This is a genomic window from Massilia oculi (assembly GCF_017582745.1).
Classification (GTDB): domain Bacteria; phylum Pseudomonadota; class Gammaproteobacteria; order Burkholderiales; family Burkholderiaceae_D; genus Telluria; species Telluria oculi_A.
In genome coordinates this window covers 262791-288337 of record NZ_JAFVIM010000003.1, presented here as the reverse complement: position 1 = coordinate 288337, position 25547 = coordinate 262791, and the positions used below count along the sequence as shown (strand labels likewise).

The window sequence follows — 25547 nt, the reverse complement described above, 5'->3', positions numbered from 1 at the left end:
TCCCGGTCGCCATGCCGGGAACCTGGAAGATTACCACAAGGTGTTTTGCGCGGGCGGGTTGGGCGGCGGCGGAGCAGGTGGCGGCGCAGGTGGCGACGCAGGTGGTGGCGCAATCGGCGGCAAGGCCTCGATGGCCGGCCGTTCGTCGAACGGCGAGGCGTCGGGCGGCACTTCCTGGCTGCCGGGCGGCAGGTCCGGCGGCTGTTCCACAGGCGCCTGCTCGATGTCGATCGTGCGGGTCTCGCCCGCATCGATGAATTCCGGATAGATCCAGTCCTCGCCGTCGTGCACCACGTCCTCGGGCGGCGTGCGCTCCACCGGCGGCGCCTTGGCCAGCGCCGCCCGCATGTAGTCGATCCAGATCGGCATGGCGAGCGTCGAGCCGAATTCGCGGCCGCCCAGCGAACGCGGTTCGTCGTAGCCCATCCACGACACCGCCACCACATTGCCGGCGTAGCCGGCGAACCAGCCGTCGACGGCGTCGTTGGTGGTGCCGGTCTTGCCGGCCAGGTCTTGCCGTCCCAGCTGTTTGGTGGCGCCGGCGGCGGTGCCGAAGCGGGCCACGTCGCGCAGCATGCTGTCGACCACGAAGGCGTTGCGCGCGGTGACCGCGCGGTTGGCTTCGTTCTTCGCTTGCGGCGGCGCGGCCTCGAGGATGACGGCGCCGTTGCCGTCCTGGATGCGCGCGATCAGGTAGGGCTTGACGCGGTAGCCGCCGTTGGCGAACACCGCATAGCCGCCGGCCAGCTGGAGCGGCGTGACGGCGCCGGTGCCGAGGGCCATCGTGTAGTTCTTCGGATGGCGCGCCAGGTCGAAGCCGAAGTGCTCCAGGTACTGGTGGGCGAAGTCGACCGACACCGCGCGCAGCACGCGCACCGTCGGCACGTTCTTCGACTTCACCAGCGCCTGGCGCAGCGTGACTTCGCCGTCGAACACGCCGTCGTCGTTCTGCGGCGTCCAGGGCGTCTCGAGCGTGGCGCCGGGCAGCTCGATCGGCGCGTCCAGGATGCGGGTGGTCGGCGAATAGCCTTTTTCCAGCGCAGCCGAATACACGAAGGGCTTGATGCTCGATCCCGGCTGGCGCCAGGCCTGGGTTACGTGGTTGAACTTCTGCAGGTTGTAGTCGAAGCCGCCCACCAGCGCGTGGTAGGCGCCGGTGTCGGCGTCGATCGCGACGAAGGCCGCGGCCACCTGCGGCACCTGGGTGATGGCCCAGTCGCCATCCTTGTCAGTGCGCTTGCTGATCCGGATGATGGCCCCCGGGGTGATCCTGACGTTCTCGCGCGCCTTGTGGGACAAGGCATTGGCGGCGAACTTGAGTCCGGCGCCGCGGATGGTGACGTCGTCGCCGGACAGCGTGTCGACCAGCACCTCTTCGCTGCTGGCCTTGAGCACCACGGCCGGCAGCAGGCCGTCGCTGCTCGGGCGCTTCTGCAGCGCGTCCACGATCGCTTCCTCGCGTTCCTCGGCATCCAGCGGCAGCTCGACGCGCGCTTCCGGCCCGCGATAGCCATGGCGCTGGTCATAGGCCAGCACGTTGCGCCGCACCGAGTCGTAGGCGGCGTTCTGCTCGGCCGCCAGGATGGTGGTGGTGACGGTGATGCCGCGCGTATACGCTTCCTCGCCGAACTGCTGGTAGACGGCCTGGCGCGCCAGCTCGGCCACGTATTCGGCGCGGGTGTCGAACGATTGGCCGGCGTCGCGCTTGACGCGCAGCGGTTCCGCCAGCGCCTGGCGGTATTGGGTTTCGTTGATTTCGCTCAGTTCCAGCAGGCGCTTGAGGATGGCGTGCTGGCGCGCCTGCGCGCGCTTGGGGTTGGACACCGGATTGGTGCGCGCCGGATTCTGGGGCAGGCCGGCCAGCATCGCGGTCTCGGCCAGGGTGAGCTGGTCGAGCGTCTTGCCGAAGTAGCTGCGCGCTGCGCTCGAGAAGCCGTAGGAGCGCTGGCCCAGGTAGATCTGGTTCATGTACAGCTCGAGGATCTGGTCCTTGGTGAGCGAGTCCTCGATCTTGTAGGCCAGCGCGATCTCGGTGAACTTGCGCGCGAGGGTTTTTTCGTTGGTGAGGAAGAAGTTGCGCGCCACCTGCATCGTGATGGTCGACGCGCCTTGCCGGAAGCCGCCGCGCAGGTTGGCGCGCGCCGCGCCCAGCGCGCGGATGAAGTCGATGCCACCGTGTTCATAGAAACGCGTGTCCTCGATCGCGAGCACGGCGGTCTTCATCATGGCCGGGATTTTCGCGATCGGCACGAAGTCGCGGTGCTCGACGCCGAACTGGCCGATCAGCACATTGTCGGCCGTGTAGACCCGCAGCGGGATCTTGGGGCGGTAGTCGGTCACGGCGTCGATCGGCGGCACCTTGGGCAGGATCGCCGTCATCACGTAGACGACGGCGCCGGCGCCGGCGAGCAGCAGGGCCGCCAGCACGAGCAGGATGAATGCACTCACATGCTTCATGCGGATTGGGTTTCCGGACTTCTTGTCGGTGTCGCTCACTGCCTTACTCTCGCTATTACGCCATATTTACGGCCATGAGCGGGCGATTATAATCGCTTTCAATCTGCGCTTTCTTTCCGTTCGTGCATGTGCGATATTCTCGCTTTGGGTCCGCCGCCGGCATGGCGGGCCGCATCCGCAACGAAGGAATTCCATGCCATTCGACTCGAAACCGGCGGGCTTCAAGCCCTACATCCCCGCCACCGCCCAGCTGCCAGAGATGACCCCGCGCGCCCTGATCATGGGCGTCATCCTGGGCATGATCTTCGGCGCGTCCTCGCTCTACCTGGTGTTGAAGGTGGGCCTGACCGTCAGCGCCTCGATCCCGGTGGCGGTGATCGCGATCACGCTGTTCGGCATGGCGAAGAAGCTCGGCGCGCGCGAATCGACGATCCTCGAGAACAGCGTGGCGCAAACGGCCGGCTCCGCCGGCGAATCGCTGGCCTTCGGCCTGGGCGTGACCATGCCGGCCATCATGATCCTCGGTTTCGACCTCGAGATCTCGCGCGTGATGCTGGTCGGGGTGCTGGGCGGCCTGCTCGGCATCCTGATGATGATCCCGCTGCGCCGCACGCTGATCGTCGACCAGCACCGCGAGCTGAAATACCCGGAAGGCACGGCCTGCGCCGAGGTGCTCAAGGCGGCCGCCACCGACGTTTCGCGCGAAGCGGCAGGCGAAGTGCGCGATCCGGCAAGCGCGGAAGGCAGCGAGGCCATGAAGACGGCGAAACGGCGCGCGATGCTGATCTTCGGGGGCTTCGGCATCGGCATCCTCTATAAAACCCTGAGCGTGTCGTTCAAGGGCTGGCGCGACACCATCAACTTCGAGTTCGGCGCGCCGCTCAAGACCGGCAGCATCGGCGCCGAGATCTCGCCCGAACTGGTGGGCGTCGGCTACATCATCGGCCCGCGCATCGCCTACACGATGGCGGCCGGCGGGGTGCTGGCTTCGCTGCTGCTGGTCCCGATGATCAAGTTCTTCGGCGAGCTGGCGACCGTGCCGCTGTCGCCGGCCACGATCCCGATCCGCGACATGACGGGCGACGACATCCGCGCCTCCTACATCCTGTATATCGGCGCCGGCGCGGTGGCGGCGGGCGGCCTGATCTCGCTGGCGCGCTCGCTGCCGACGATCTGGAATGGCCTGCGCGGCGGGCTGGCCGGCGTGAGGCAGGGGTCGAAAGGCGACGTGTCCCTGCGCACCGACCGCGACATCCCGATGAAGTGGGTCGTGATCGGCTGCCTGGCCATCATCGCCATCATCTCGCTGGCCACGCCGCTGCACATGAACGTGCTCGGTGCGGTGCTGATCCTGGTGTTCGGCTTCCTGTTCGCCACCGTGTCCTCGCGCCTGACCGGCGAGATCGGCTCGTCGTCGAACCCGATCTCGGGCATGGCGGTGGCGACCCTGCTGTTCACTTGCCTGATCTTCCTGGTGATGGGCTGGACCGGCGGCCAGTATTATGTGACCGCGCTGTCGGTCGGCGCCATCGTCTGCATCGCCGCAAGCAATGCCGGCACCACCTCGCAAGACCTCAAGACCGGCTACCTGGTCGGCTCGACGCCGCGCATGCAGCAGTATGCGATCCTGTGCGGCGCCTTCGCCTCGGCCCTGATCCTGGGACCGATCCTGCTCAAGCTGAACGAAGCCGGCACCGTCTACGTGCCGGCGGCGCAGGTGGCGCCTGGCCTCACGGTCGACGCCACGACATTGACCGACACCGCGCAGCTGCAGGGGCCACAGGCCAAGGACGACCCCAACACCTACAAGGTCTGGCACAAGACGGACACGGTGGGCGGCCCGGCCGGCAAATACTTCGTCGACGCCGCGGGCAAGGTGGCATACCTGGTCGATCCGGGCATCAACGGCCACCACAGCACGCGTCCGGACGGCACCGAGGTCAAGAAATACGATGCGCCGAAGGCGGTGCTGATGTCCTACATCATCAAGGGCATCCTGGACCAGGAACTGCCATGGACCCTGGTGCTGTTCGGCGTGATGATCGCGATCGTGCTGGAGATGGCGGGCATCGCCTCGCTGGCCTTCTCGGTCGGCGTCTACCTGCCTCTGGTGGCGACCCTGCCGATCGCGATCGGCGGCACCGTGCGCTGGCTGGCCGATCGCCGCAACAACAAGCTGCCGCAGAATGCGCACCTGAACGAAGAAGAGCGCCAGGCGGCGGGCGACCGCAGCGCGGGCGTGCTGCTGGCCTCGGGCTATATCGCCGGCGGCGCGCTGGCGGGCATCATCATCGCCATCACGGCCGGTGTCTTCACCGACTTCGACGCCGCGATCGGTGCCTGGGCCCAGGCCTCGAACCCGTTCTTCGAAGGAGCGAGCGCGAACTGGCTGAGCATGATTCCGTATGGCGCGATCGTGCTGCTGCTGTGGTGGGTGGCGCGCGAGAAGGCGAAACAGGCCTGAGCGCAAACGACAACGCCGGCTTCGAGCCGGCGTTGTCGTTTGACGGGATGTGGTTCAGACGTGGGCCAGATCGTGCTGGCGGATCGCGCTGTCGATCCAGTCGCCGGTATGGCTGAAGCGGTAGCCGAGCTCCGTTGCGCGGCCGGTGTCGAGCATCAGCGGCGTGAGCAGGTCGAACGGCGATGGACTGCCTGCAGCGACCTTGCGCGTGCGCGCCGCGACGCCCAGCGCCGCCGCCACGCAGCCATGGAGCTCGTAGGCCGACAGCGCGCCGTCGGCCGCCGCGTTCACCGGCCCCGTGAAGTCCTGGGCGCCGGCCCATGCGAGGAAGTCGGCCGCCTCGCGCGCCTCGAGGAAGGAGGTGCGCGCCTTCGCGTTCGTGTAATGCAGGACGACGCCCTGGCGCACCAGGTCGACGTAGTGGGCCAGGCGGCCGGTGAAATCGTCCGGGCCGCCCAGCACGTGGCCCAGGCGCACGGTCGCCACCGGCATGCTGCCGGCGCGGTACAGATAGGCTTCGGCCTGCACCTTGCCGGCGACATAGCTGTCGACCGCGTGCGCCGGATCGTGCCATGGATAGGCGGTATCGATCGGCTGGGCGTCGACGTGCAGCGACTCTTCGTCGAAGGCTTGCGACTGCGGCTCCAGTGCGCGGTAGACGTCGATGGTCGAGGTCATGACGTAGCGGCCGACATTGCCGCCGAAGACGCGGCTCGAGATGGCGGCGTCCAGCGGCGAATAGCACATCTGGTCATAGATGATGTCGAACTTCAGGCCGGCAAAGGCGGCGCGCATGGCGTGCTCGTTGCGGCGGTCGACGCGCACCCGGGTAATGCGCTGGCCGAAAGGATCCCGTGCGTAGCCGCGGGTGGCGATGGTGACGTGGTGGCCGGCCCGGACCAGGCGCTGCACCAGCAGCTTGCCGAAAAACCGGGTTCCACCGATCACGAGAATATTCTTGGGCATGGTGTTTCCTTGTGTGATCACTACTATTTTCCTCGGAGCAGTACAATTCATCAAACGAGAAAAATTCGTTACAATGAATAAGAAAAACTTAGCCATGAGGTCCATGTGAAAGCCTTGCGCAGCCTGTCCGGCCTGATCGACTTCGAGTGCGCCGCGCGCTGGGGCAGTTTCAAGCTGGCCGCGCACGAGTTGCACAAGACCCCGGCCGCGGTCAGCCTCCAGGTCAAGCAGCTGGAAGAGAATGTCGGTTTCGCGTTGTTCGTGCGGCATCCGCGCCACATCGCGTTGACGGAGAAGGGACAGGAGCTGGCGATCGCCACCGCCCGCATGCTGGGCGAGTTGCGCGCCAAGGTCACCGCCTTGCAGAGCGGCGACGAAGAGGCGGTGCTGCGCATCGCCACTACCCACTCGTTCGCGATCAAGTGGCTGGTGCCGCGCATGCACCGTTTCACGAAACTGTATCCGGAACTCGACATCCGGCTCGACTCGAACGACGCGCCGGTCGACCTGCAGGCCGACAGCACCGACGTCGCGATCCGCTATGGTCCGGTCACGGACGGCGATCCGACGGTGCTGTTTCGCGAGCGGCTGGTGCCGGCCTACAGTCCCGAGCTGCTGGCGCCGGGCCAGGCCGCGCTGACGCTGGGCGACCTGGATGAGCATCGCCTGTTGATCGTGCACTCGCCCGAAGCTTGGCTGCAGCTGCTCAACGAAAACCGCGCGCTCAAAGGGGACTACGATTTCTCGCGCGCCTACAGCCATTGGGGCGTGCTGGTGCAGGCGGCGGTAGCGGGGCAGGGCGTGGCCCTGGTGCCCTACGGGATCGCATTCCAGGACATCGCCTCGGGCGCATTGCGCCTGATTCCCTGCCGCAGCGTGCCGTTCGCGAACGGCTACCGTTTTCTCGCCAACCCGCACAAGGAACACATGCTCAAGGTGCGGCGTTTCCGCGAATGGATGGTGGCCGAGATGGCGGCCATGAGCGCGCATCTCGATTACCGGTAAGCGGCCAGGCATGAAAAACGGCGGCCCGAAGGCCGCCGTTTTCAGTTGAAGCGGACGCGCTTACTTCACGCCGTGCATCAGCTTCTGGATCACCGGCGCCAGCAGCAGCAGCAGCACGCCGCCGCCCAGCAGCGACCAGAAGCCGAAGCTGTAGCCGCCCAGTGCCGAGGCCACCGACATGCCCGACTCGCCCGAGACGTGCGAGGCGAAGATGCCCGACAGGTTGTTGCCGATGCCGGTCGACAGGAACCAGCCGCCCATGCCCAGGCCCACGAGGCGGGTCGGGGCCAGCTTGGTCACCATCGACAGGCCGATCGGCGACAGGCACAGCTCACCGATCGACTGGATCACGTAGACCGCGAACAAGGTCCAGAACGGGATCTTGCCGTTGTCGTTGATCAGCTGCGACAGCGCGTACATCAAGAGGCCGAAGGCCAGCGCGTTGAACACCAGGCCGAGACCGAACTTGCGCGGGATCGACGGGTTCGCGTTGCGCTTGCCCAGCATCACCCAGACCGCGGCGATGATCGGCGCGAACACGATGATGGCGACCGAGTTCACCGACTGGAACCAGGCGACCGGGAAGATCCAGCCGCCGAAGTCGCGGTCGACGATATTATCGGCCAGGAAGGTGAACGAGCTGCCGGCCTGCTCGAAGAAGCACCAGAACAGGATGTTGAAGAAGAAGATGATCATCATGGCCCAGGTCTTGTCGCGCGCAACCTTGCCTTCGCGGATGCCTTCGATGACCAGCATCGCGGCCAGGCCGACGAACAGGATGGTCAGGAGGACCTGCAGGTTGTTGGCGCCGGCCTGCAGCAGCAGGTACATGACCGGGATGACGACCAGCGCGCCGACGACCGTGAAGATCAGGCGCTTCGGATTGGCCAGGTCGCCGATCGGCGCGCCGATGCCCTTCAGGGACTTGCGGCCGATGTAGAACCAGACCAGCGAGATCAGCATGCCGATGCCCGAGGCCAGGAACACGATTTTGTACGACGGCATGGCCTGGGTGCCGAACACTTTCTCGGCCAGGATCTGGGTCAGGATCGGCGCGAAGAAGGCGCCGACGTTGATGCCCATGTAGAAGATGGTGAAGCCGGAATCGCGGCGGGTATCGTTCAGCGCATACAGCTGGCCGACCATGGTCGAGATGTTCGGTTTGAACAGGCCGTTGCCGACGATGATGGTCGCCAGGCCCAGCTTGAAGACGTCATGGTTCGGGATCGAAATCATGAACAGGCCGGCGGCCATGAAGATCGCGCCGACGAGGATCGAGCGCTGGTAGCCGATGATGCGGTCGGCGACATAGCCGCCGAAGACGGCGCCGGCATACACCAGCGCAAGGTAGGAACCGTAGGTGAGGTTGGCGTCGGCCTGGCCGGCCGCGTCGCCGCCGTAGAATTGGGCGACGATGTAAAGGACCAGTGCCCAACGAATGCCGTAGAAAGCGAAGCGCTCCCAGAATTCGGTCATGAACAGCATCCACAGCGGTGCTGGGTGGCCCATGATCTGCTTGAATTCTGGAAGAGGTCGGCTGGCGGGTGTAGTAGCTGCACCGCTCATGCGGTTCCTCCCGAAAATGTAATGACTGAGTAATAGTTATATGGAGCGGTTCGAAGGTCGAACATTCCAATAGGCACGCATTCTAGTGCATATTCTTCATCACAAGAAAACTTTTTCCAGATGTGTTAATACGGTTCGAAGATGGTGCACTGCACCCTGCCAGACTCACGGTTTTGGGGCATGCACGGGCCACAAACTGCAGCGGTTTGGCGTATATTGCTGTAAAGGCTGTAACGTTTCTTAGAAGAGAAGAGGAAAACAGGATCATGACCCACGAAGTAGTCGATACACTCGTTTCACCTGAAAGCCTGCAACTGGTCGATACCCTGATTTCGCCCCAAGGACGGCTGGAAGTCCTGTCGAAGGCAGAAGTAGCCAAGCTGCTCGAAACCGGCAAGGCCGGCCTGTACGACGTCTTCCGCAAATGCGCGCTGGCGGTGCTGAACACCGGCAGCGACATCGACGACGGCAAGGAGCTGCTGGAGCGCTATGCGTCCTTCGACATCAGCATCCTGCAGCGCGAGCGCGGCATCAAGCTCGACATCCGCAATGCGCCGGGCAATGCCTTCGTCGACGGCAAGATGATCCGCGGCATCCACGAGCACCTGTTCTCGGTGCTGCGCGATATCGTGTTCGTGAACTTCGACGTCACCGACAACCCCAAATTCGACCTGACCCGCAGCGAGGGCATTACCGACGCCGTCTTCCACATCCTGCGCAACGCGAACGTGCTGCAGCCGCAGCGCAATCCGAATCTGGTAGTGTGCTGGGGCGGCCACTCGATCAGCCGCATCGAATACAACTACACCAAGAAGGTCGGCTATGCGCTGGGCCTGCGCGAGATGGATATCTGCACCGGTTGCGGACCGGGCGCCATGAAAGGCCCGATGAAGGGCGCCACCATCGGCCACTCCAAGCAGCGCCTCGGCAGCGGGCGTTACCTCGGTATCTCGGAGCCGGGCATCATCGCGGCCGAATCGCCGAACCCGATCGTCAACGACCTGGTGATCATGCCGGACATCGAAAAGCGCCTGGAGGCCTTCGTGCGCACCGGCCACGGCATCGTCGTGTTCCCTGGCGGCGCCGGCACCGCCGAGGAGATCCTGTACATCCTGGGCATCCTGCTCCATCCGGACAATGCCGAGATCCCGTTCCCGCTGGTGTTTACGGGACCGGCCTCCGCGCGCGACTACTTCACCCAGATCGACCAGTTCATCGGCGTTACCCTGGGCGAGGAGGCGCAGCGGCGCTACCAGATCATCATCGACGACCCCGACGCGGTGGCGCGCGCGATGCAGGCCGGCGTGCAGGAGGTGCGCGCTTTCCGCAAGGCGAACAGCGACGCCTATTACTACAATTGGCGGCTCAAGATCGACCACGAGTTCCAGAAGCCGTTCAGGCCGACGCACGAGAACATGCGCAACCTGGACCTGCACCGCGGCATTCCGACGCACCTGCTGGCGGCGAACCTGCGCCGCGCCTTCTCGGGCGTGGTGGCGGGGAATGTGAAGGAAGAGGGGATCCGCGCGATCGAGAAGTACGGCAAGTACGAGATTCAAGGAGAGGCGGAGATCATGGGGCCGATGGATGCGCTGCTGGCGTCGTTCGTCGAGCAGAGCCGCATGAAGTTGCCGGGCAAGGCGTATACGCCTTGCTATACGATCGTCCAGTAACGCGTCACCGGGCTGCGTCATCTCGCACGTCGTCCCCGCCCTCGCGGGGACGACGTGCGAGGGGCTCCGGCCGTAGTGTCAAAGCGCCAGTCGATCGACGAAAAAAAGCCGCCTTTCGGCGGCTTTCGTCTATCAGTCTTCCTTGCGCAAGTGCGGGAACAGCAGCACGTCGCGAATATTCGGCGAGTCGGTGATCAGCATCATCAGGCGGTCGATGCCGATGCCGCAGCCGCCGGCCGGCGGCATGCCGTGTTCGAGCGCGCGGATGTAGTCGGCGTCGTAGAACATCGCCTCGTCGTCGCCCGCATCCTTGGCGGCCACCTGGGCCAGGAAGCGTGCGGCCTGGTCTTCAGGGTCGTTCAGCTCCGAGAAGCCGTTGGCGATCTCGCGGCCCACCATGAACAGTTCGAAGCGCTCGGTCACGCCTTCACGGGTGTCCGAAGCGCGCGCCAGCGGCGAGACTTCGGCCGGATAGTCGACGATGAAGGTCGGCTCCCACAGCAGCGCTTCGGCGGTCTCTTCGAACAGCGCCAGTTGCAGCGCGCCCAGGCCGGCGGTGGCGAACGGCTTGACGCCGAACTTGGTCTTCAGTTCGGTCTTGATGAACTCGGCGTCGTTCAGCTGTTCCGGCGTATAGCCCGGCGCGTACTTGTCGATCGCCTCAACGATGGTCAGGCGCTGGAACGGCTTCGACAGGTCCAGCTCACGGCCGCCGTAGCTCAGCACTGCGCTGCCCTGGGCGTCGATCGCGGCCTGGCGGATCACCTGCTCGGTGAAGTCCATGATCCACTTGTAGTCGGTATAGGCCGCATAGAATTCCATCATCGTGAATTCCGGGTTGTGACGGACCGACACGCCTTCGTTGCGGAAGTTGCGGTTGATCTCGAACACGCGGTCGAAGCCGCCCACCACCAGGCGCTTCAGGTACAGTTCCGGCGCGATGCGCAGGTACATTTCCATGTCCAGCGCATTGTGGTGGGTGATGAAGGGCTTGGCCGCGGCGCCGCCCGGGATCGGGTGCAGCATCGGGGTCTCGACTTCCATGAAGCCGTTCTTTTCCATGAAGCGGCGCATCGACGACATCGCGGCGGTACGCGCCTTGAAAGTGCGGCGCGTCTCTTCGTTCATGATCAGGTCGACGTAGCGCTGGCGGTACTTGGTCTCCTGGTCGGCCAGGCCGTGGAATTTGTCCGGCAGCGGGCGGATCGCCTTGGTGATCAGGCGCAGCGCGGTCACCTTGACGGTCAGTTCGTCGGTCTTGGTCTTGAACAGCGTACCCTCGACGCCCAGGATGTCGCCCAGGTCGTAGCTGCGCAGCGCTTCCATCGCTTCTTCGCCGGCGTTGTCGAGCGCGATATAGACCTGGATGCGGCCCGATGCGGCCGGGCCGGAACTATCCTGCAGGGTGGCGAAGGCGGCTTTCTTGCCCGCTTCGCGGCGCAGCATCATGCGGCCGGCCAGCTTGACGGCGACCGGTTCGGCTTCCAGCTCTTCGCGGGTCTTGCCGCCATAGGTTTCGACCAGGTCGGCCGCCTTGTGCTGCGGGACGAAGTCGTTCGGGAAGGCGACGCCTTTTTCGCGGATCGCACCCAGCTTGGCGCGGCGCTCGGCCATGATCTTGTTCTCGTCGGCCGCCAGCAGCGGGGCCTGTTCTTGGTTTTCGGTGTTCATATTATGGTGTTCTAGTCTTGGTTGATTCAGGCCAGCAGGGTCTCAACGTCCAGCTGCGTGAAATCGTTGACGACGGCGATGACGTTGTCGAACTCGGCGAACGCTTCGGCCGGCAGGGTGGTGGTGAGCACCACCGCGCGCATGCCGGCGCGGCGCGCCGCTTCCACGCCCAACGGCGCGTCCTCGAACACGATGCACCCGGCCGGCATCGTCTCGCAGCGGTCGGCCGCCTTCAGGAAGACGTCCGGATGCGGCTTGCCGCGCGGGACCTCGACCGTGCCGACCACCACCGCGTCGAAGCGGGGACGCAAGTCCATTTCGTCGAGGATGAAGCGCGCGCTGCCCGGCGAGGCCGAGGTGGCCACCGCCAGCTTCCAGCCCCGGGCGCGGCCGGCCTCGATGAAGTCGTCGAAGCCAGGGATGGTCGCGCGGTGCGGGCCGTACAGTTCGCGGTACAGCTCTTCCTTCTCGTGGTTCAGCGTCGCCAGCTCGTCGTCGGTGAGGTCTTCGCGGATGTAGTGGCGCAGGATTTCCTTGCCCTGGCGGCCGGCCGTGTCGCGAAAAAAGGCATCGGGTTCGATGACTTTCCCGCGCCGTGCGAAGAAGGTGATCCACGCCTTGGTGTGGAAGTCCATATTGTCGACGATGGTGCCATCCATGTCGAAGATCAGCGCGCGGGCGGGAGTGGTCATCGGGGCTCTACCTTATTAAACGTTCTGCTTGAGGGATGCGGAGATGAAATCGTCCAGATCGCCGTCGAGCACGTTCTTGGTATTGCCCGTTTCGAAGCCAGTACGCAAGTCCTTGATGCGCGACTGGTCGAGCACGTAGGAGCGGATCTGGTGGCCCCAGCCGACGTCGGTCTTGGAGTCTTCCAGTTTCTGCTGCTCGCTCATGCGGTTACGCAGTTCGAGCTCGTACAGCTTCGCACGCAGCATGTCCCAGGCCTCGGCCTTGTTGCGGTGCTGCGATCGGTCATTCTGGCACTGGACCACGATACCCGATGGGCCGTGCGTCAGGCGCACCGCAGAATCGGTCTTGTTGATGTGCTGACCGCCGGCGCCCGATGCGCGGTAGGTGTCGATGCGCACGTCGGCCGGGTTGATCTCGATCTCGATCGAGTCATCCACTTCCGGATACACGAACAGCGAGGTAAACGAGGTATGGCGGCCGTTGGCCGAGTCGAACGGCGACTTGCGCACCAGGCGGTGCACGCCGGTCTCGGTGCGCAGGTGGCCATACGCATACTCGCCGTCGACCTTGATGGTGGCGGTCTTGATGCCCGCGACCTCGCCCTCGGACTGTTCGAGGATCTCGGCCTTGAAGCCCTTGCGTTCGCAGTAGCGCAGGTATTGACGCAGCAGCATCGAGGCCCAGTCCTGGGCTTCGGTGCCGCCGGCGCCGGCCTGGATGTCGATGAAGCAGTTCGCGTGGTCCATCGGATTGCTGAACATGCGGCGAAATTCCATCGCCTCGATGACCTTCTGCACTTCATCCAGGTCGCCGGACACGGCTTCGATGGTGTCGTCGTCGCCTTCTTCGCGCGCCATGTCGAACAGGTCGCGCGCGTCGGCCAGGTCAGCCTTGGCTTTCTCGAGCACGAGGACGACGCCTTCCAGCGCCTTCTTCTCTTTGCCCATTTCCTGGGCTTTCTTCGGGTCGTTCCAGATCGATGGATCTTCCATCTCCTGGTTGACCTGTTCTAGTTTCTCCGACTTCTTATCGAAGTCAAAGATACCTCCGAAGTTCGGCCTCACGACCGGTCAGGTCGTTCAGCAGGGCGGAAATGGCGTTGATGCGTTCGGCTTCCATGGTCTCGGCAGTCTCATTAGTTGGTTGAATCGAACCGGGGATTATACCCGACGTGGCCGTATGGATTGCCACGGTCGTGGCCACTGCCGTATCATCGGCCCCGTCTTGTTTCCAGAACTTCTCATGAATTCCTCCCTGCGTTACCAAATTGGCATGGCCTTCGCGCCGCTGCTGCTCATCCTTCCAGTCCACGCCGCCCCGGCCCCGAGCGGTTCGACCGCCGTGCTGGCCGTGCTCGAGACGTCCGACCTGCACTCGAACGTGGTCGGCTACGACTACTACAAGCTGGCGCCGGACGCCTCGATCGGCTTCGACCGCACCGCCACGCTGGTCAAGCAGGCGCGCAAGGAATTCGCCAACACGCTGTTGCTCGACAATGGCGACACGATCCAGGGCACGGCCTTCGCCGACTACCAGGCGCTCGTGAAACCGCCGAGCTGCGAGCAGGTCCTGGGCATCTACAAGATCATGAACGCGCTCGGCTACGAGGGCGGCACGATGGGCAACCACGAGTTCAACTACGGCCTGCCATTCCTGAACCAGATCACCGGCAGCAGCTTCAAGGTCAAGGACGTCGCGCCGCAGGCCAAGCCTTGCGCCGGCCCGAACTTCCCTATCGTGCTGGCCAATATCCACAGCCTGCAGACGAACCAGCCGCTGTTCGCGCCCTACAAGATCATCGACAAGAAGATCGTCGCCACCGGCAAGGACGGCAAACGGGTCGAGAGCACGGTCAAGGTGGGCATCATCGGCTTCACGCCGCCCGAGATCATGGCCTGGGACAAGCGCTGGCTCGAGGGGCGCGTCAAGCCGGTCGACATCAAGGCCAGCGCCGAGCGCTACATCCCCGAGATGCGCAAGAAGGGCGCCGAGCTGGTGGTGGTGCTGGGCCATTCGGGCCTCGACGACGCCGCCTATTCGCCGAAGATGGAACATACCAACTGGCACCTGGCCAAGGTGCCGGGCGTCGACGTGGTGCTGATGGGCCATTCGCACCAGCTGTTCCCGAACAAGGACAGCAGCGTGCCCCAGTTCAACCTGCCGGGCGTGGACAAGGCGCGCGGCCTGGTGCACGGCGTGCCGGCCGTGATGCCGAGCCAGTGGGGCAAGCATCTGGGCGTGGTCCAGCTTCACCTGGTATCAAGCGGCAAGCGCTGGACGGTCGAGAAGGACAAGACCGTGGTCGAGGCGCGTTCGACCCAGATCGGGCCGAAGACCTTCGTCGAGCCGGATGCGGAAGTGACGGCGCTGGTGCGCGCCGAGCACGAGGCGACCATCGCCTACGTCAAGACGCCGGTCGGCCGTTCGGCGTTCCGCATGACGACCTATTTCGCCGACGTCGGCGATCCATCGGCACTGGAAGTGGTCAACCGCGCCCAGGCCGGGTATGCCCGCAAGTACGTCGAGGCCAACCTGCCGCAGTACGCCAGGCTGCCGGTGCTGTCGGTGACGGCGCCATTCAAGGCCGGCTTCCCGACCGTGGCCGATTACACCGACGTGCCGGCCGGCGACCTGGCATTGAATAATGCGGCCGACCTGTACCTGTTCCCGAATTCGCTGTATGTGGTCAAGGTCGACGGCGCGGGCCTGAAGGCGTGGCTGGAAACGGCGGCGGGGCGCTTCAACACCATCGATCCTGCGAAGCTGGAGGCGCAGGAGCTGGTCAACAGCCGCTTCCCGAGCTTTAATTTCGACACCATCACTTCGCCCGACGTCAGCTATGAGATCGACGTGACGCGCGCGCCGGGTGACCGTATCCGCAAGCTGTCGTATCAGGGCAAGCCGGTCGAGCCAAAGCAGGAATTCCTGGTGGCGACCAATAACTACCGCGCCAGCGGCGGCGGCGGCTTCCCGGGCCTGGATGGCAGCAATGTGGTGCTGGCCTCTCCCGACAATAACCGCGACATCCTGATCGACTACATCCGCGGCGCGAAGGAATTGAGCCGCAAGACCCAGGGCGCGGCGCGCAGCTGGCGCTTTGCCCAGGTGAAGACTGCCGGACCCGTGGTGTTCCATTCGGCGCCGGACCTGGTCGCGCTGGCCCGGGAGGCGGGGATCGACAACGTCAGCCAGTTGAAGGCCGACGATGGTAGTGGCAAGGGCACCGCGCTGTATGCGGTGGACCTGTCGAAGTAGGTGAATCAAAAAACGCCGGCGATTGTGCCGGCGTTTTTCTTAGTGCAGCTGCTTTTTCTCCGCCTGCACCAGCACGAACGGGCTCACAACCGACGCCCACAAGACCTCATCCGCCTCCAGCCAGCCCTGCGCCTGCGCGTCGCTGACCTTGGCCACGCTGCCTTCGTTCATCCAGCGCGCCACACTTTCGCGGTCGTCGTGGGCTACGCGCAGGGCGACGTCGATCAGGTCCAATGCTTCGCTGACCCAGATCACCGAGCCACTGGCGAAGTGGCGTTGCAGCTCGCTCCATTTGATGCGGCCGGTCTCGCGGTTGATCTTGTCGTGCAGTTCGGTGTCTTTCTCGGGTTTGGTTTTCATCGTGAATCTGTTCAAAGAATCTCGACCGCAGGATGCGGCGAACCCGCCCATGTTAACCGATAGGTCTGCGCCTTGCGTACATTGCCGACCAGCGCTGGCCGAAAGCACGCCAGGCAGGTGCCGCCTGGGTGCCGCACGCTGGGGTAGATGACCCCCATCGACCCACCCTCGAGCAACTCGCTCGCCAGCGCCTGCGAAGCGACGTAGCTGCCCGGGTCGAGACAGTCCTCGTAGGCAACGATGCCGCGCACGTCATGGAAGCTGGCGCTGAAATCGGCCAGCAGGCACTGGTAGGTGACGCTGTCGTCGAAGCGGTCGATCTCGGCGTATTCCACCGTCTTGTGGAAGATCACCTCGGCCAGCGAGGTGTCGGCGTCGAAGCCGCAATACCAGGCGCCGCGGTCGCCGTCGTTGAAGCGGCTGCCCTCGGGCCGCGCATAGGTAAAGGCGGCATTGATGATGCGGAAGTTCGGCACGCCGAACACGAGTTCGTCCACGCCGATGCCCGGCAACAGCCCGGATTCGCCGCGCAGGCGATCGTTGGTGGCGTTATCGAGGTCGAACAGGTCGCGCAGCACGTCGTCGCCCTCGGCCAGCGGCGCCAGCACCGAGTCTTCCATGTCGGCGAAGCGCGAGGGGATCAGGCGACAGGTGTCGTTCTGGCGCAGGGGCGTCAGCCGTGGCCGCAGATTACCCATCGATCACAGGCCGCCGCGGCGGGCGTCGAGCAGGCGGCGCACGCTCTGCATCGCGAGCAGGCCGCCGCCGAGCATGAAGGCGAGCGGCGTGCGGCCGGCGAAAATGGGGTTGGTATTGGGCAGCTGGATCCATTCGTCGGCCAGCTTGTCGCCATACAGGATGTGCAGGCTTTTATAGATGCCGAGCAGGTAGGAGATGCGGGTGATGCGGTCGACTTCGAGCAGCCGGTCGGGGTTCTTTTTCCAGTCGTAGAACGCCGAGGACGACAGGCCGCCGAGCAGTTCGCGCGCATCCTCGTCGCGCAGGTTCCAGGAGGCAGCGAGGCGGAAGAAACCCTTCAGGGCCGATTGCGACAAGCGCGCGCGCTCGGCCCGCGAATTGAGGTCGACCAGCGTCGCCGGTTCGAAGCGGCTCTTGGGATAGGCATAGGCCAGGCTCATGATTCCTCCGTTCTTGGAGTATTTATACTCCGTTTCAGGGTAGTGTGCAAGGGGCGGTTGTCAAGCGGGCCGCCCCATGACAGAATCGCTCAATTGCCAAACAGCAAAGTTTTCATCCTACTGTATGCGCCTCAGTTCGCTATCCCTGATCGTCGTCTGCCTCGTCGCCGCCATTGCCGCCGGCCGTGCGCGAGTGTCGCATGACGACTTGCGCAACCAGGTGATGGCGCACGAGCGCGCTTTCGCCGCCACCATGGCGGCGCGCGATTTCGAGGGTTTTGGGCATTACCTGTCGCAAGAGGCGGTGTTCATGGCGGGCGACGATGCCCAACGCGGCAAGGACGCGGTGCTGAAAGCCTGGCGCCGCTATTACGACGGCCAGCAGCCGCCGTTCTCGTGGGAGCCGGAGCAGGTGGAAGTGGTCGAGTCGGGCACGTTGGCATACAGCACCGGGCCGATCCGCGATGCGGTGGGCCGCCGCATCGGCAGCTTCAACACGGTCTGGCGGCTGGAAGCGCCGGGGAGATGGGCGGTCGTGTTCGACCGCGGGTGCGACTGCAGGAGCCAGGCGCACTGACACGACATCATGCGCTGTGCGGCGCCGTGCCCGTGATGGGAAACACGCGGTCATACGCCAGGTTGAACAGGAAGCCATACACCAGGTAGAACGTCACGATGGCCAGGTCCATCAGCAACGCCGCCCAGAGGCCGATGCCCAGGTACCAGGCAATCAGCGGGATCAGCATCGCGACCAGCCCCGCCTCGAACAGGAATGTATGCGCGACCCGGATCGCCATCGTCTTGTCGATGCTGCCGCGCAGGCGCAGCATGGCCCGGTCGAATCCCATATTGAATGCGAAGTTCCAGACGGTGGCGATGGTGGCGGAGGCGACGCCGATCACGCCCATGTGGTCGACCGGCTGGTCGAACAGCGCGGCCGATCCCGGGATGAAAATGGCAAGGGCGACGGCCTCGAACAGGAGCGCGTGCCGAACGCGGTCGCGGAAAGTACGCATACAAAACAACCTATGTGAAGACGTGGGGGCAGCATCATGGCACACACGATAAATATATGCACAGAGGAAAATTCGAGGCATCATGCCTCAAATATGAAACACACCAATTGGGATGACTTGCGCCTGCTGCTGTTGATCGTGCAGGAAGGCGCCCTGCGCAGTGCGGCGCGCAAGGCCGGCCTGAGTCCGGCGACGCTGTCGCGCCGGCTCGACGACCTCGAAGAAGCGCTCGGACAAAAGGTGGTCGAACGATTCCAGGGTGGTTGCGTGCCGACCGCCTTCGGCGCCGACATCATCGCCTGGGCCGGCCAGATGGGCGAGATCGCGCTGGAAATTGAGCGCACTCGCGACCGGCAGGACGCGCATGCGGCCTCGGGCATCGTGCGCATCAATACCGATGAGTGGCTGTCGTATTTCCTGACGACCCGCTTCGCGCGCTTCCACGATCAATATCCCAACGTCGAGATCGAGATCGTGACCTCGCACCGGCCGTACAGCCTGGCGCGGCGCGAAGCGGATATCGCGATCCGGCCATTCCGGCCCGAACAGCTCGATCTGGTCACGCGCCGCGTCGGCACCTTGTCATTTGGCCTGTACTGCAGCCGAGAGGTGGCGGCGGTCCATGCGCCCGCGCTGGCGAAGCGCGACTGGGCCAGCCTGCCATTCGTCGGCTTCGACGAGCCGCGCGCGGAATTCCAGTCCGACCGCTGGCTGCGCGCGCTGCCTGGCGCACCAGCACCGTGGATACGATGCAGTTACGGGCTCGGGATCCTGGATGGCGTGGCGCATGGCGCCGGACTTGGCGTGCTGGCGACGTTTCTCGCCACCGACCAGGAAAACCTAGTCGCCGCGATCCCCCATATTCCCGAGCTGGATCAAGATATCTGGCTGTCGATGCACAGTAGCCTGCGCACGAGCGCGCGTATCCGGGCGGTGGTGGATTTTATGGGAGAGGTGTTCAGCGAGTATCGGCAAGCCGGCGGCTGATAAAGGACTGAAATTGTGCGGGTCGGCGCGGTGGTGCTGGCCGACCCGGAGATTTGCTCTGGCACGCGGGCGCGCGCCTGGCTCGCCTAGTCCGCGCCCAGTCCCGCGGCGATGGCCGCATCGGCGCCGGCGCCGGCGCTGAGTACCCAGCCCATCATCAACAGGTAGAACATCAGCAGCGTGAACAGCACCGACACGCGGCGCGCGTTGATGCCTTCGAACAGCGGCTTCTTGTTATAGGCGACGCCGACGAAGTAGGCGCCGAACACGGTGGCCATATAGTGCACCGCGCCGAAGGTCTCGCCCAGCTCGCCCTTGCGTGGATGGTCGACCAGCAGGTGCGACAGGATCACCAGGACCAGGTAAGGCACCGAGGCGGCCAGCGGCGGCAGGTACAGGCCGAAGCGCTCGACGAAGTCGCGGATCGCCGGACGCTTGCGGGCCAGCAGCGGCAGGAACAGGTTGTGGATCAGGCCCGTGATGACGATGATCTTCAGCAGCACCGCCTTGTGCAGGCTTTCTTCGCCGAAGCCCAGGTTGTGCAGATTGGTTTCGGCCTGGCGGTTATTTTGCAGGAACCATTCCGGCGACTGGATCTGCAGGACGCGCTGGAACCAGCTGACTTCTTCCAGCGCGGCCAGGGCGACCAGGCCGGTCAGGCCCGCCAGCACCAGCACGCCGAGATTGAACCCCTCGGTATTGTAACGGTCGATCGCGACGTAGCCGAGCAGGCCGGACGTCAGGGAAAATGCCAGGAACTGCATCCATTCGACGATGCCGTCTTCCACCAGCAGGCGCGACAGTTCATGCGGATTGTTGGCCCAGATCAGGGCCAGCAGCAGGCAGAATGCGTTGATGATGGTGGCCGAGATGATCACCGGATGCTTGTACCATTTGTTATCTACCACTAAATTACTCCTTCAAAGACGAAAAATGTTCGGTCGCCAGCGGCTGCAGCCCTGGGGCTGACCCCGGCGTTGGGACCGGATCGGGTTCAGCTTCCTGCCGGCGGTCGGAAGCGCGGCGTCCGGTGCGGCGCAGCGCGGCGGCCAGCAGGGCGGCCACGGCCCAGGCCCACAGCAGCGGGTCGATCAGGGCATCCCACAGATTGCCGGTCGGCAGGCGCAGCAGGGCGAAGAGGGCGAGCGCGCCCAGCAGGCTCGCCGCCGGCCCGCGCGCATGGCCACGCACGATGGCCAGCACGCAGACGATGGCGGCAGCGATGCCGAGCAGTGGCGCGGCGGCCTGGCCGAAGCCGGCATAGTAAAAGCCGCGCGCGAGGAAACCGACGGCGTCGAGATACAGCAGGGCGCCGCTGACGACCAGCACGCCGGCCAGCGCCTGCGGCATGACCTGGCTGCGGCGGATGCCGTTCCAGCGCTCGGCCAGGCGCAGCAGGCAGCAGCCGACCAGCAGTCCGCTCGGGTACTGGAAGGCCAGGCCCAGCCACCAGGCCGGCGACAGTTCGCCCGGCAGGGCCATCGCTGCCAGCGATAGCGCCATCACTGAAGCCAGCGCCACGCGCGACATCGGCGCCGAGCGGCGGCACAGCGCGCACACCAGGGTGGCGAGGACGATGGCCCAGCCCAGGCGGCCGTAGAGGATTTGCGTCGAGAGATCCGGCAGGTTCATCAAATGGTCCCTCCGGCATTGATGCGATAGCGGTGGTGGGCGATCGCCTGGCGCTGCCAGGTGTAGGTCACGTGCAGTTCGTCGCCGACCTGCTGCAGGGTCGGATACGAGAATTCGTCGCCTGCCTGGCCCTTGGCGATGTCGGCCACCGTGCGCCAGGTGCGCATATCGTCGGAGATCGACAGGCGCAGCACGCTCCGCGCCGAGGCGTCGTCGGCGGCGTGATTGTGCAGCATCAGGAACTGGCCGCTGGACAGGCGAATGGCCGCCATCGAAGTATTGTGGTTGGGCAGGTCGAGCGCCGGCAGGTCTTGCCAGCTGGCGCCACCATCAAGGCTGGCGGCGTGCTGCATGCGGCGCGCTTCGCTGTCGTCGCGCAGCAGGGCGCGCACCTCGGTCTTCGACACCGCCACGATCGCCGGTTGCAGGGTCGAGGTGCTTCTCCCGATGCGCGCCAGCGAGGTCGGGTTGCCCTGGGCGTCGAACGCCATCAGCATCGGATATTTGTTGCCGATTTCAAAATAGACGGGTAGCCACCAGCCGCCGTCGCTCAGCGCCAGCGGCGAGGTGCGCACCAGCGCGCTGGTGTTGAATAGCGGCGAGGTCGGCAGCACGCGGCGTACGCGGAAGCTGGCGCCCTGGTCGGTTGAGACGATGTGGGCGATGCGCGACGCCGCCCAGCCGCCCAGGCCGGTGGCCACGACATACAGGTGGATCTTGCCGTCGCGGTCGGTCCAGGCGACCGGATTGCCGATGCGGCGCACGCCGAAACCGAGCGCGGCGCCGAGCGATTCACGGCTGGCGACCATCCACGGCGCACTCCAGGCGCCATTGGCCCAGGTCGAGGCGTACACCTTGACGTCGGGGCCGCTCTCGCGGCTGCCGGCCCACCAGAAGGCCAGCATGCGGTTGCCCGGCAGCGGCGTCATCGAGCTGGCGTGGGCCGACGGCATGCCATGCGGCGCCGGAATATGGGTGCTCGACAGTTCGGTGAGCGTGACCGCGCCGCCGTGCGTGGAGCCGGCCAGGCTTGGCTGGGCGGCGGCGTGGGCGCTGCGGCTCCAGCGCAGGCCCTCGGCGCCGAGCATGAGCAGCACGAGGAGCACACAGCCGAGCAAGACGAGATTGCGGGGGCGCGGCCGAGGGATCGGGGGATTCTCCATTCGCTTCCAGTAGAGGGAACCCAGCAGTTGCGACCTGCACCGGCGGGTTCGAGCATCGAAAGTCCCGGGGAGCGAGGATGTCGCTGCGGGATTGCCGACGCAATATGGCCGGCCAGCAAAGGCGCTATCGTACCGGAAAGCGGCGGAAAACACATCAGGCAGGGGCGTTAACTGGCTGAAATCGACGCCCAAAACCGCGTCATTGCACCCGCCTCGGCCGCCAAGCCAGGCAGATCATGGCAAGCTTGCCAAGTTATCGGCAATTTCTCGATAACAAGCCCGCAACTCAGCCTATACTTGCGTTTTCGACAGCCTGAGCTCCGCCGCATGCGTATCGTACCCGCATCGCTCATCCTGATCCTTGTTTTGCTCGGAGCTGGATGTGCGAACCAAAATCCCTATTTCGACTCCAACAAGCCGCATCACAGGCTTGAGGGGTTCGCCAACAACTATCCGAACAATCCCGCCTACCAGCGGCCGAAACTTGGCTTCTTCGAGGGCTGGGCGGCGCGCATCAGGAACTGGACCGAGGACGAAGCCGAGCGCGCCCCGAGCGCGCCGATCCCGACCGTGGCGCCCGATCTCGCCTTCATCCACGCCAATCGCGACACGCCGGCGCTGACCTGGATCGGCCATGCGACCTTCCTGTTCCAGACCGGTACCGGCGTCAACCTCCTGTTCGATCCGGTGTTCGACGAGCGCGCTTCTCCACTGTCCTTCGCCGGCCCGAAACGGCACCAGCCGCCGGGCGTGGCGATCGCCGACCTGCCGCGCATCGACGTCGTCCTGATCAGCCATTCGCACTATGACCACCTGTCGCGCGACTCGCTACGCCAGTTGTATCGCCAGGCCGGCGGACCGCCGCTGCTGGTGGCCCCGCTGGGCGTGGATCGCTGGCTGGAAAAGAACGTCACCGGCGGCGACCGCTCGCGCATCGTCAGGCTGGACTGGTGGGACAAGACCGTCTACCAGGGACTCGAGTTGCACCTGCTGCCGGTGCATCACTGGTCGGCGCGCTCGCTGTGGGACCGCAACGAGACCCTGTGGGGCGGCTTCGCGGTGACGCGGCCGGGGCATTCCTTCTTCTTCTCGGGCGATCTCGGTTACTCGAAGGACATCCAGGACATCGCGGCGCGCTTCGATGGCTTCGACCTGGCGGCGATCGGCATCGGCGCCTACCAGCCGGTCTGGTACCGCAATTCCCACGTCAGTCCGGACGAAGCGGTGCGCATCCACCGCGAGCTGCGCGTCAGGCGCAGCGTCGGCATGCACTGGGGAACGTATCCGATGGGACAGGAGCGGCTGGACCAGGCCGCGATCGACCTGGCCATCGCGCGCAAGGCGCAGGGCGTGGCCGATGACGAATTCTTCTCGATGAAGATCGGGGAGACGTATCGCTCGTCGGCCCCGCGCTGACGCTTAGGTTTGCGGCGCGCGCAGCGTCAGCTTGAGGATCTCGCCCGGCTGCCACAGCCGCATGCGCGGCCCCCAGCCGCCGGCGCCGCGGCTGATCACCAGCTGCATGTCGCCTTCGCGGTGCACCCCGACCAGGTGCGGGAATTCGCGCTTTACCAGGTAGCTGAACGGCCAGATCTGGCCGCCGTGGGTGTGCCCGGACAGCATCAGGCTCACGCCTTCGCGCGCCGCGCGTTCGACCAGGCCGGGCGCCGGGATATGCGCCAGCAGGATCGTGGCGCCCTGTGCGTGGCTCGGGATCGTGCGTCCTAACCCGGCGTAGATGTCGCCGCCGCCGCGCATGGCGCGGCCGATGTCGTCCAGTCCGGCCAGGTGCAGGCCGGGCGCGATCTCGACCCGCTCGTCGCGCAGCCATTTCACGCCGCCGGCGGAGAATTCCTCGATCGTGCCGCCGGCGTCGCCGTAGTATTCGTGGTTGCCGGTCACCGCCCACACGCCCAGCGGCGCGCGCAGGCGTTTGAGCACCGGCGCCAGCTGGTCGTCGTTGATCGGCTCGTCCTCGACCTGGTCGCCCAGCATCATGACCGCGGCCGGTTCCAACGCATTGATCTGGTCGACCCGCTTGCCGAGCCAGGCGGCGCGGCGCTGGGCGCCCAGGTGGGTGTCGCTGATCGCGACCAGGGTCATGCCGTCCAGTTCTTGCGGGAGGCCCACCAAGGTCAGTTCGTGTTCGACGATGCTGGGCGCGCGCACTGCCTGGAAGATGGCGAAGGCACTGACCGACACGCCGGCGATGGCGCCGGTTGCAAGAATCTTCGGCGCCCACTTGCGCAGCCACAGCCCGAAGCCGGTCAGCAAGTCAGCCAGCAGCAGGTACTGGGTCATGACGAACAGGATGCCGAGCCAGGTCATGGCGAACTGGCCCGGCCACCAGCGCCAGTCGAGGGCGGCGTCTCCCAGGCGCACGCCGAGCAGGTAGACCGCCCAGATCACCACGGCACCGAGCCACCACCAGTGCGCCTTGACGCGCGTGCGTATCGGGGCCAGCGCATACAGGCGATGCGCCACATAGAAATGCATCAGCGAGCCAATGCCGTTGAGGATGAGTGAAAACATGCGTACTTACGCCGGAGTCTGGCCGGCCGGTAGTCCAGAACCGGGCAATCATAGCGAGAAAGCAAGCATCATGGCGCCAAGAACTATCCGGAGCGCATATTTACAGCGCTTGCTAATAGGACTTGCGAATCGGGCGCCTGCACCTGTATGGTTGAGTCCCGCCCACTACCTCCAGCCCCGTGCTCGACCTGATCAACGCGATTCCGCGCAACCTCATCCTGCCGCCGGCCAGCCTGTTCCTGTCGATCGGGGCCGGCCTCCTGCTGTCGCTACGCTGGCCGCGCGCTGGGCGCGCCGTCGCGGCGACGGGCTTCGCGGCGCTGGCCTTCCTGTCGACCAGCGGTGGGGCGGGCCTGCTGGTCGCGCCGCTGGAGCGGATGACCGCGCCGCTGCGCGCGCCGGAGGATAGCGGCGCCCAGGCAATCGTGGTGCTGGCGGCCGGCCGCCTGCGCGACGCGCCGGAATACGGCGACCGCGACATTCCCGACCACACGGCGCTGGCGCGCCTGCGCTATGCGGCCCACCTGCACCGGCGCACCGGGCTGCCGATCCTCGTCAGCGGAGGCAATGGTGCGAGCGGCGTCGATCCGGCCGCGACCGACAACCGGTATGCGAAGGCCGACGCGATGGCGACGGCGCTGCGCGAGGATTTCGGGGTGCCGGTGAAATGGGTGGAGCGCGGCTCGCGCGACACGGGAGAAAACGCGTCCGCGAGCGCCGCGCTGCTGCGCCAGGATGGCGTGACGCGCATCCTCTTGGTGACCGATGCGATGCACATGGCGCGCGCCCGCGCCGTCTTTGCGCGCACCGGGCTGGCGGTGACCGATGCGCCGACGATGTTCGTCAGTCACGTGCCGCTGGGACCCGGCGGCTGGCTGCCCAGCGCCGAGGGCATGCGCCGCACGTGGTACGCTTCCTATGAGCTGCTTGCGCTCGTCTGGTATCGCTGGGCGCGCTCCCCGTAGAAA

General features: G+C 65.3%; 22 protein-coding genes. 8 read left to right on the top strand and 14 right to left on the bottom strand.

Translation table 11 applies throughout. The annotated features are described in order from the left end of the window. Window positions 1–30: 30 nt before the first annotated feature. A complete protein-coding gene (locus tag J3U95_RS05440; RefSeq protein WP_229519649.1) occupies window positions 31–2457 on the bottom strand; it encodes a penicillin-binding protein 1A in 2427 nt (808 codons plus the stop codon). Between the two features lie 193 nt (window positions 2458–2650). Here J3U95_RS05440 and J3U95_RS05435 point away from each other — a divergent pair, with 193 nt between their 5' ends. Next, complete coding sequence (locus J3U95_RS05435) at window positions 2651–4921, top strand: OPT family oligopeptide transporter (protein ID WP_208277618.1); 2271 nt, start codon at window positions 2651–2653, stop codon at window positions 4919–4921. A gap of 54 nt (window positions 4922–4975) precedes the next feature. Here the strand turns inward: J3U95_RS05435 and J3U95_RS05430 are convergent, their stop codons facing one another. Further along, the gene (locus J3U95_RS05430) at window positions 4976–5887 is read right to left on the bottom strand and encodes an NAD-dependent epimerase/dehydratase family protein (RefSeq protein WP_208277617.1); all 912 of its coding nucleotides are present in this window, start codon (window positions 5885–5887) and stop codon (window positions 4976–4978) included. Between the two features lie 105 nt (window positions 5888–5992). Here J3U95_RS05430 and J3U95_RS05425 point away from each other — a divergent pair, with 105 nt between their 5' ends. Then, window positions 5993–6892, top strand: a complete 900-nt coding sequence (locus J3U95_RS05425; protein WP_208277616.1) for a LysR substrate-binding domain-containing protein — start codon at window positions 5993–5995, stop codon at window positions 6890–6892. A gap of 60 nt (window positions 6893–6952) precedes the next feature. On the opposite strand, the gene J3U95_RS05420 is transcribed toward J3U95_RS05425, so the two are convergent. After that, complete coding sequence (locus tag J3U95_RS05420) at window positions 6953–8401, bottom strand: peptide MFS transporter (RefSeq protein WP_441295262.1); 1449 nt, start codon at window positions 8399–8401, stop codon at window positions 6953–6955. Between the two features lie 323 nt (window positions 8402–8724). Here J3U95_RS05420 and ppnN point away from each other — a divergent pair, with 323 nt between their 5' ends. Beyond that, the gene (gene ppnN / locus J3U95_RS05415) at window positions 8725–10131 is read left to right on the top strand and encodes a nucleotide 5'-monophosphate nucleosidase PpnN (protein WP_208277614.1); all 1407 of its coding nucleotides are present in this window, start codon (window positions 8725–8727) and stop codon (window positions 10129–10131) included. A gap of 132 nt (window positions 10132–10263) precedes the next feature. Here the strand turns inward: ppnN and lysS are convergent, their stop codons facing one another. The 3 genes from lysS to prfB all read right to left on the bottom strand — a co-directional run bounded on the left by lysS (window position 10264) and on the right by prfB (window position 13614). Next, window positions 10264–11802, bottom strand: a complete 1539-nt coding sequence (gene lysS, locus J3U95_RS05410) for a lysine--tRNA ligase (protein ID WP_208277613.1) — start codon at window positions 11800–11802, stop codon at window positions 10264–10266. A gap of 26 nt (window positions 11803–11828) precedes the next feature. Next, window positions 11829–12494, bottom strand: a complete 666-nt coding sequence (locus J3U95_RS05405; RefSeq protein ID WP_208277612.1) for an HAD family hydrolase — start codon at window positions 12492–12494, stop codon at window positions 11829–11831. A gap of 15 nt (window positions 12495–12509) precedes the next feature. Next, a protein-coding gene (prfB, locus tag J3U95_RS05400) for a peptide chain release factor 2 (protein WP_109343710.1) occupies window positions 12510–13614 on the bottom strand; the annotation gives its coding sequence in 2 pieces (ribosomal slippage) (window positions 12510–13532 and window positions 13534–13614; 1104 coding nt in all). 153 nt (window positions 13615–13767) lie between these two features. Here prfB and J3U95_RS05395 point away from each other — a divergent pair. Then, complete coding sequence (locus J3U95_RS05395) at window positions 13768–15750, top strand: bifunctional 2',3'-cyclic-nucleotide 2'-phosphodiesterase/3'-nucleotidase (protein WP_502572560.1); 1983 nt, start codon at window positions 13768–13770, stop codon at window positions 15748–15750. Between the two features lie 39 nt (window positions 15751–15789). Here J3U95_RS05395 and J3U95_RS05390 read toward each other — a convergent pair whose 3' ends face one another. From J3U95_RS05390 to J3U95_RS05380, 3 genes are read right to left on the bottom strand one after another with little or no spacing between them, the layout of a single operon-like run. Then, entirely contained in the window at window positions 15790–16110 is a 321-nt protein-coding gene (locus J3U95_RS05390) for a DUF2288 domain-containing protein (protein ID WP_208277610.1), read from the bottom strand. Window positions 16111–16121: 11 nt separating this feature from the next. Further along, window positions 16122–16808, bottom strand: a complete 687-nt coding sequence (locus J3U95_RS05385; RefSeq protein WP_208277609.1) for an RES domain-containing protein — start codon at window positions 16806–16808, stop codon at window positions 16122–16124. Between the two features lie 3 nt (window positions 16809–16811). Continuing rightward, complete coding sequence (locus J3U95_RS05380) at window positions 16812–17249, bottom strand: antitoxin Xre/MbcA/ParS toxin-binding domain-containing protein (protein ID WP_208277608.1); 438 nt, start codon at window positions 17247–17249, stop codon at window positions 16812–16814. Window positions 17250–17373: 124 nt separating this feature from the next. Between J3U95_RS05380 and J3U95_RS05375 the strand changes: the two genes are divergently transcribed. Next, the gene (locus J3U95_RS05375; protein WP_208277607.1) at window positions 17374–17826 is read left to right on the top strand and encodes a YybH family protein; all 453 of its coding nucleotides are present in this window, start codon (window positions 17374–17376) and stop codon (window positions 17824–17826) included. A gap of 7 nt (window positions 17827–17833) precedes the next feature. Here the strand turns inward: J3U95_RS05375 and J3U95_RS05370 are convergent, their stop codons facing one another. Next, complete coding sequence (locus J3U95_RS05370) at window positions 17834–18265, bottom strand: PACE efflux transporter (RefSeq protein WP_208277606.1); 432 nt, start codon at window positions 18263–18265, stop codon at window positions 17834–17836. Between the two features lie 93 nt (window positions 18266–18358). On the opposite strand from J3U95_RS05370, the gene J3U95_RS05365 reads away from it, so the two are divergent. After that, the gene (locus J3U95_RS05365) at window positions 18359–19252 is read left to right on the top strand and encodes a LysR family transcriptional regulator (protein ID WP_208277605.1); all 894 of its coding nucleotides are present in this window, start codon (window positions 18359–18361) and stop codon (window positions 19250–19252) included. Between the two features lie 86 nt (window positions 19253–19338). On the opposite strand, the gene J3U95_RS05360 is transcribed toward J3U95_RS05365, so the two are convergent. From J3U95_RS05360 to J3U95_RS05350, 3 genes are read right to left on the bottom strand one after another with little or no spacing between them, the layout of a single operon-like run. Continuing rightward, window positions 19339–20160 carry a hypothetical protein gene (locus J3U95_RS05360; protein WP_208277604.1) on the bottom strand — a complete coding sequence of 274 codons (822 nt, stop codon included), beginning with the start codon at window positions 20158–20160 and terminating at the stop codon, window positions 19339–19341. A 4-nt stretch (window positions 20161–20164) separates the two neighbouring features. After that, a complete protein-coding gene (locus tag J3U95_RS05355) occupies window positions 20165–20884 on the bottom strand; it encodes a hypothetical protein (protein WP_208277603.1) in 720 nt (239 codons plus the stop codon). After that, window positions 20884–22047 carry a sialidase family protein gene (locus tag J3U95_RS05350; RefSeq protein ID WP_208277602.1) on the bottom strand — a complete coding sequence of 388 codons (1164 nt, stop codon included), beginning with the start codon at window positions 22045–22047 and terminating at the stop codon, window positions 20884–20886. The genes J3U95_RS05355 and J3U95_RS05350 overlap by 1 nt, the downstream gene beginning before the upstream one ends. Before the next feature lie 327 nt (window positions 22048–22374). Between J3U95_RS05350 and J3U95_RS05345 the strand changes: the two genes are divergently transcribed. Continuing rightward, window positions 22375–23463, top strand: a complete 1089-nt coding sequence (locus tag J3U95_RS05345) for an MBL fold metallo-hydrolase (RefSeq protein ID WP_208277601.1) — start codon at window positions 22375–22377, stop codon at window positions 23461–23463. A 3-nt stretch (window positions 23464–23466) separates the two neighbouring features. On the opposite strand, the gene J3U95_RS05340 is transcribed toward J3U95_RS05345, so the two are convergent. Next, entirely contained in the window at window positions 23467–24579 is a 1113-nt protein-coding gene (locus J3U95_RS05340) for a metallophosphoesterase (RefSeq protein ID WP_208277600.1), read from the bottom strand. A 179-nt stretch (window positions 24580–24758) separates the two neighbouring features. On the opposite strand from J3U95_RS05340, the gene J3U95_RS05335 reads away from it, so the two are divergent. Further along, on the top strand, window positions 24759–25544 hold the full coding sequence (locus J3U95_RS05335; RefSeq protein WP_208277599.1) for a YdcF family protein: 786 nt from the start codon (window positions 24759–24761) through the stop codon (window positions 25542–25544). Window positions 25545–25547: the final 3 nt, after the last annotated feature.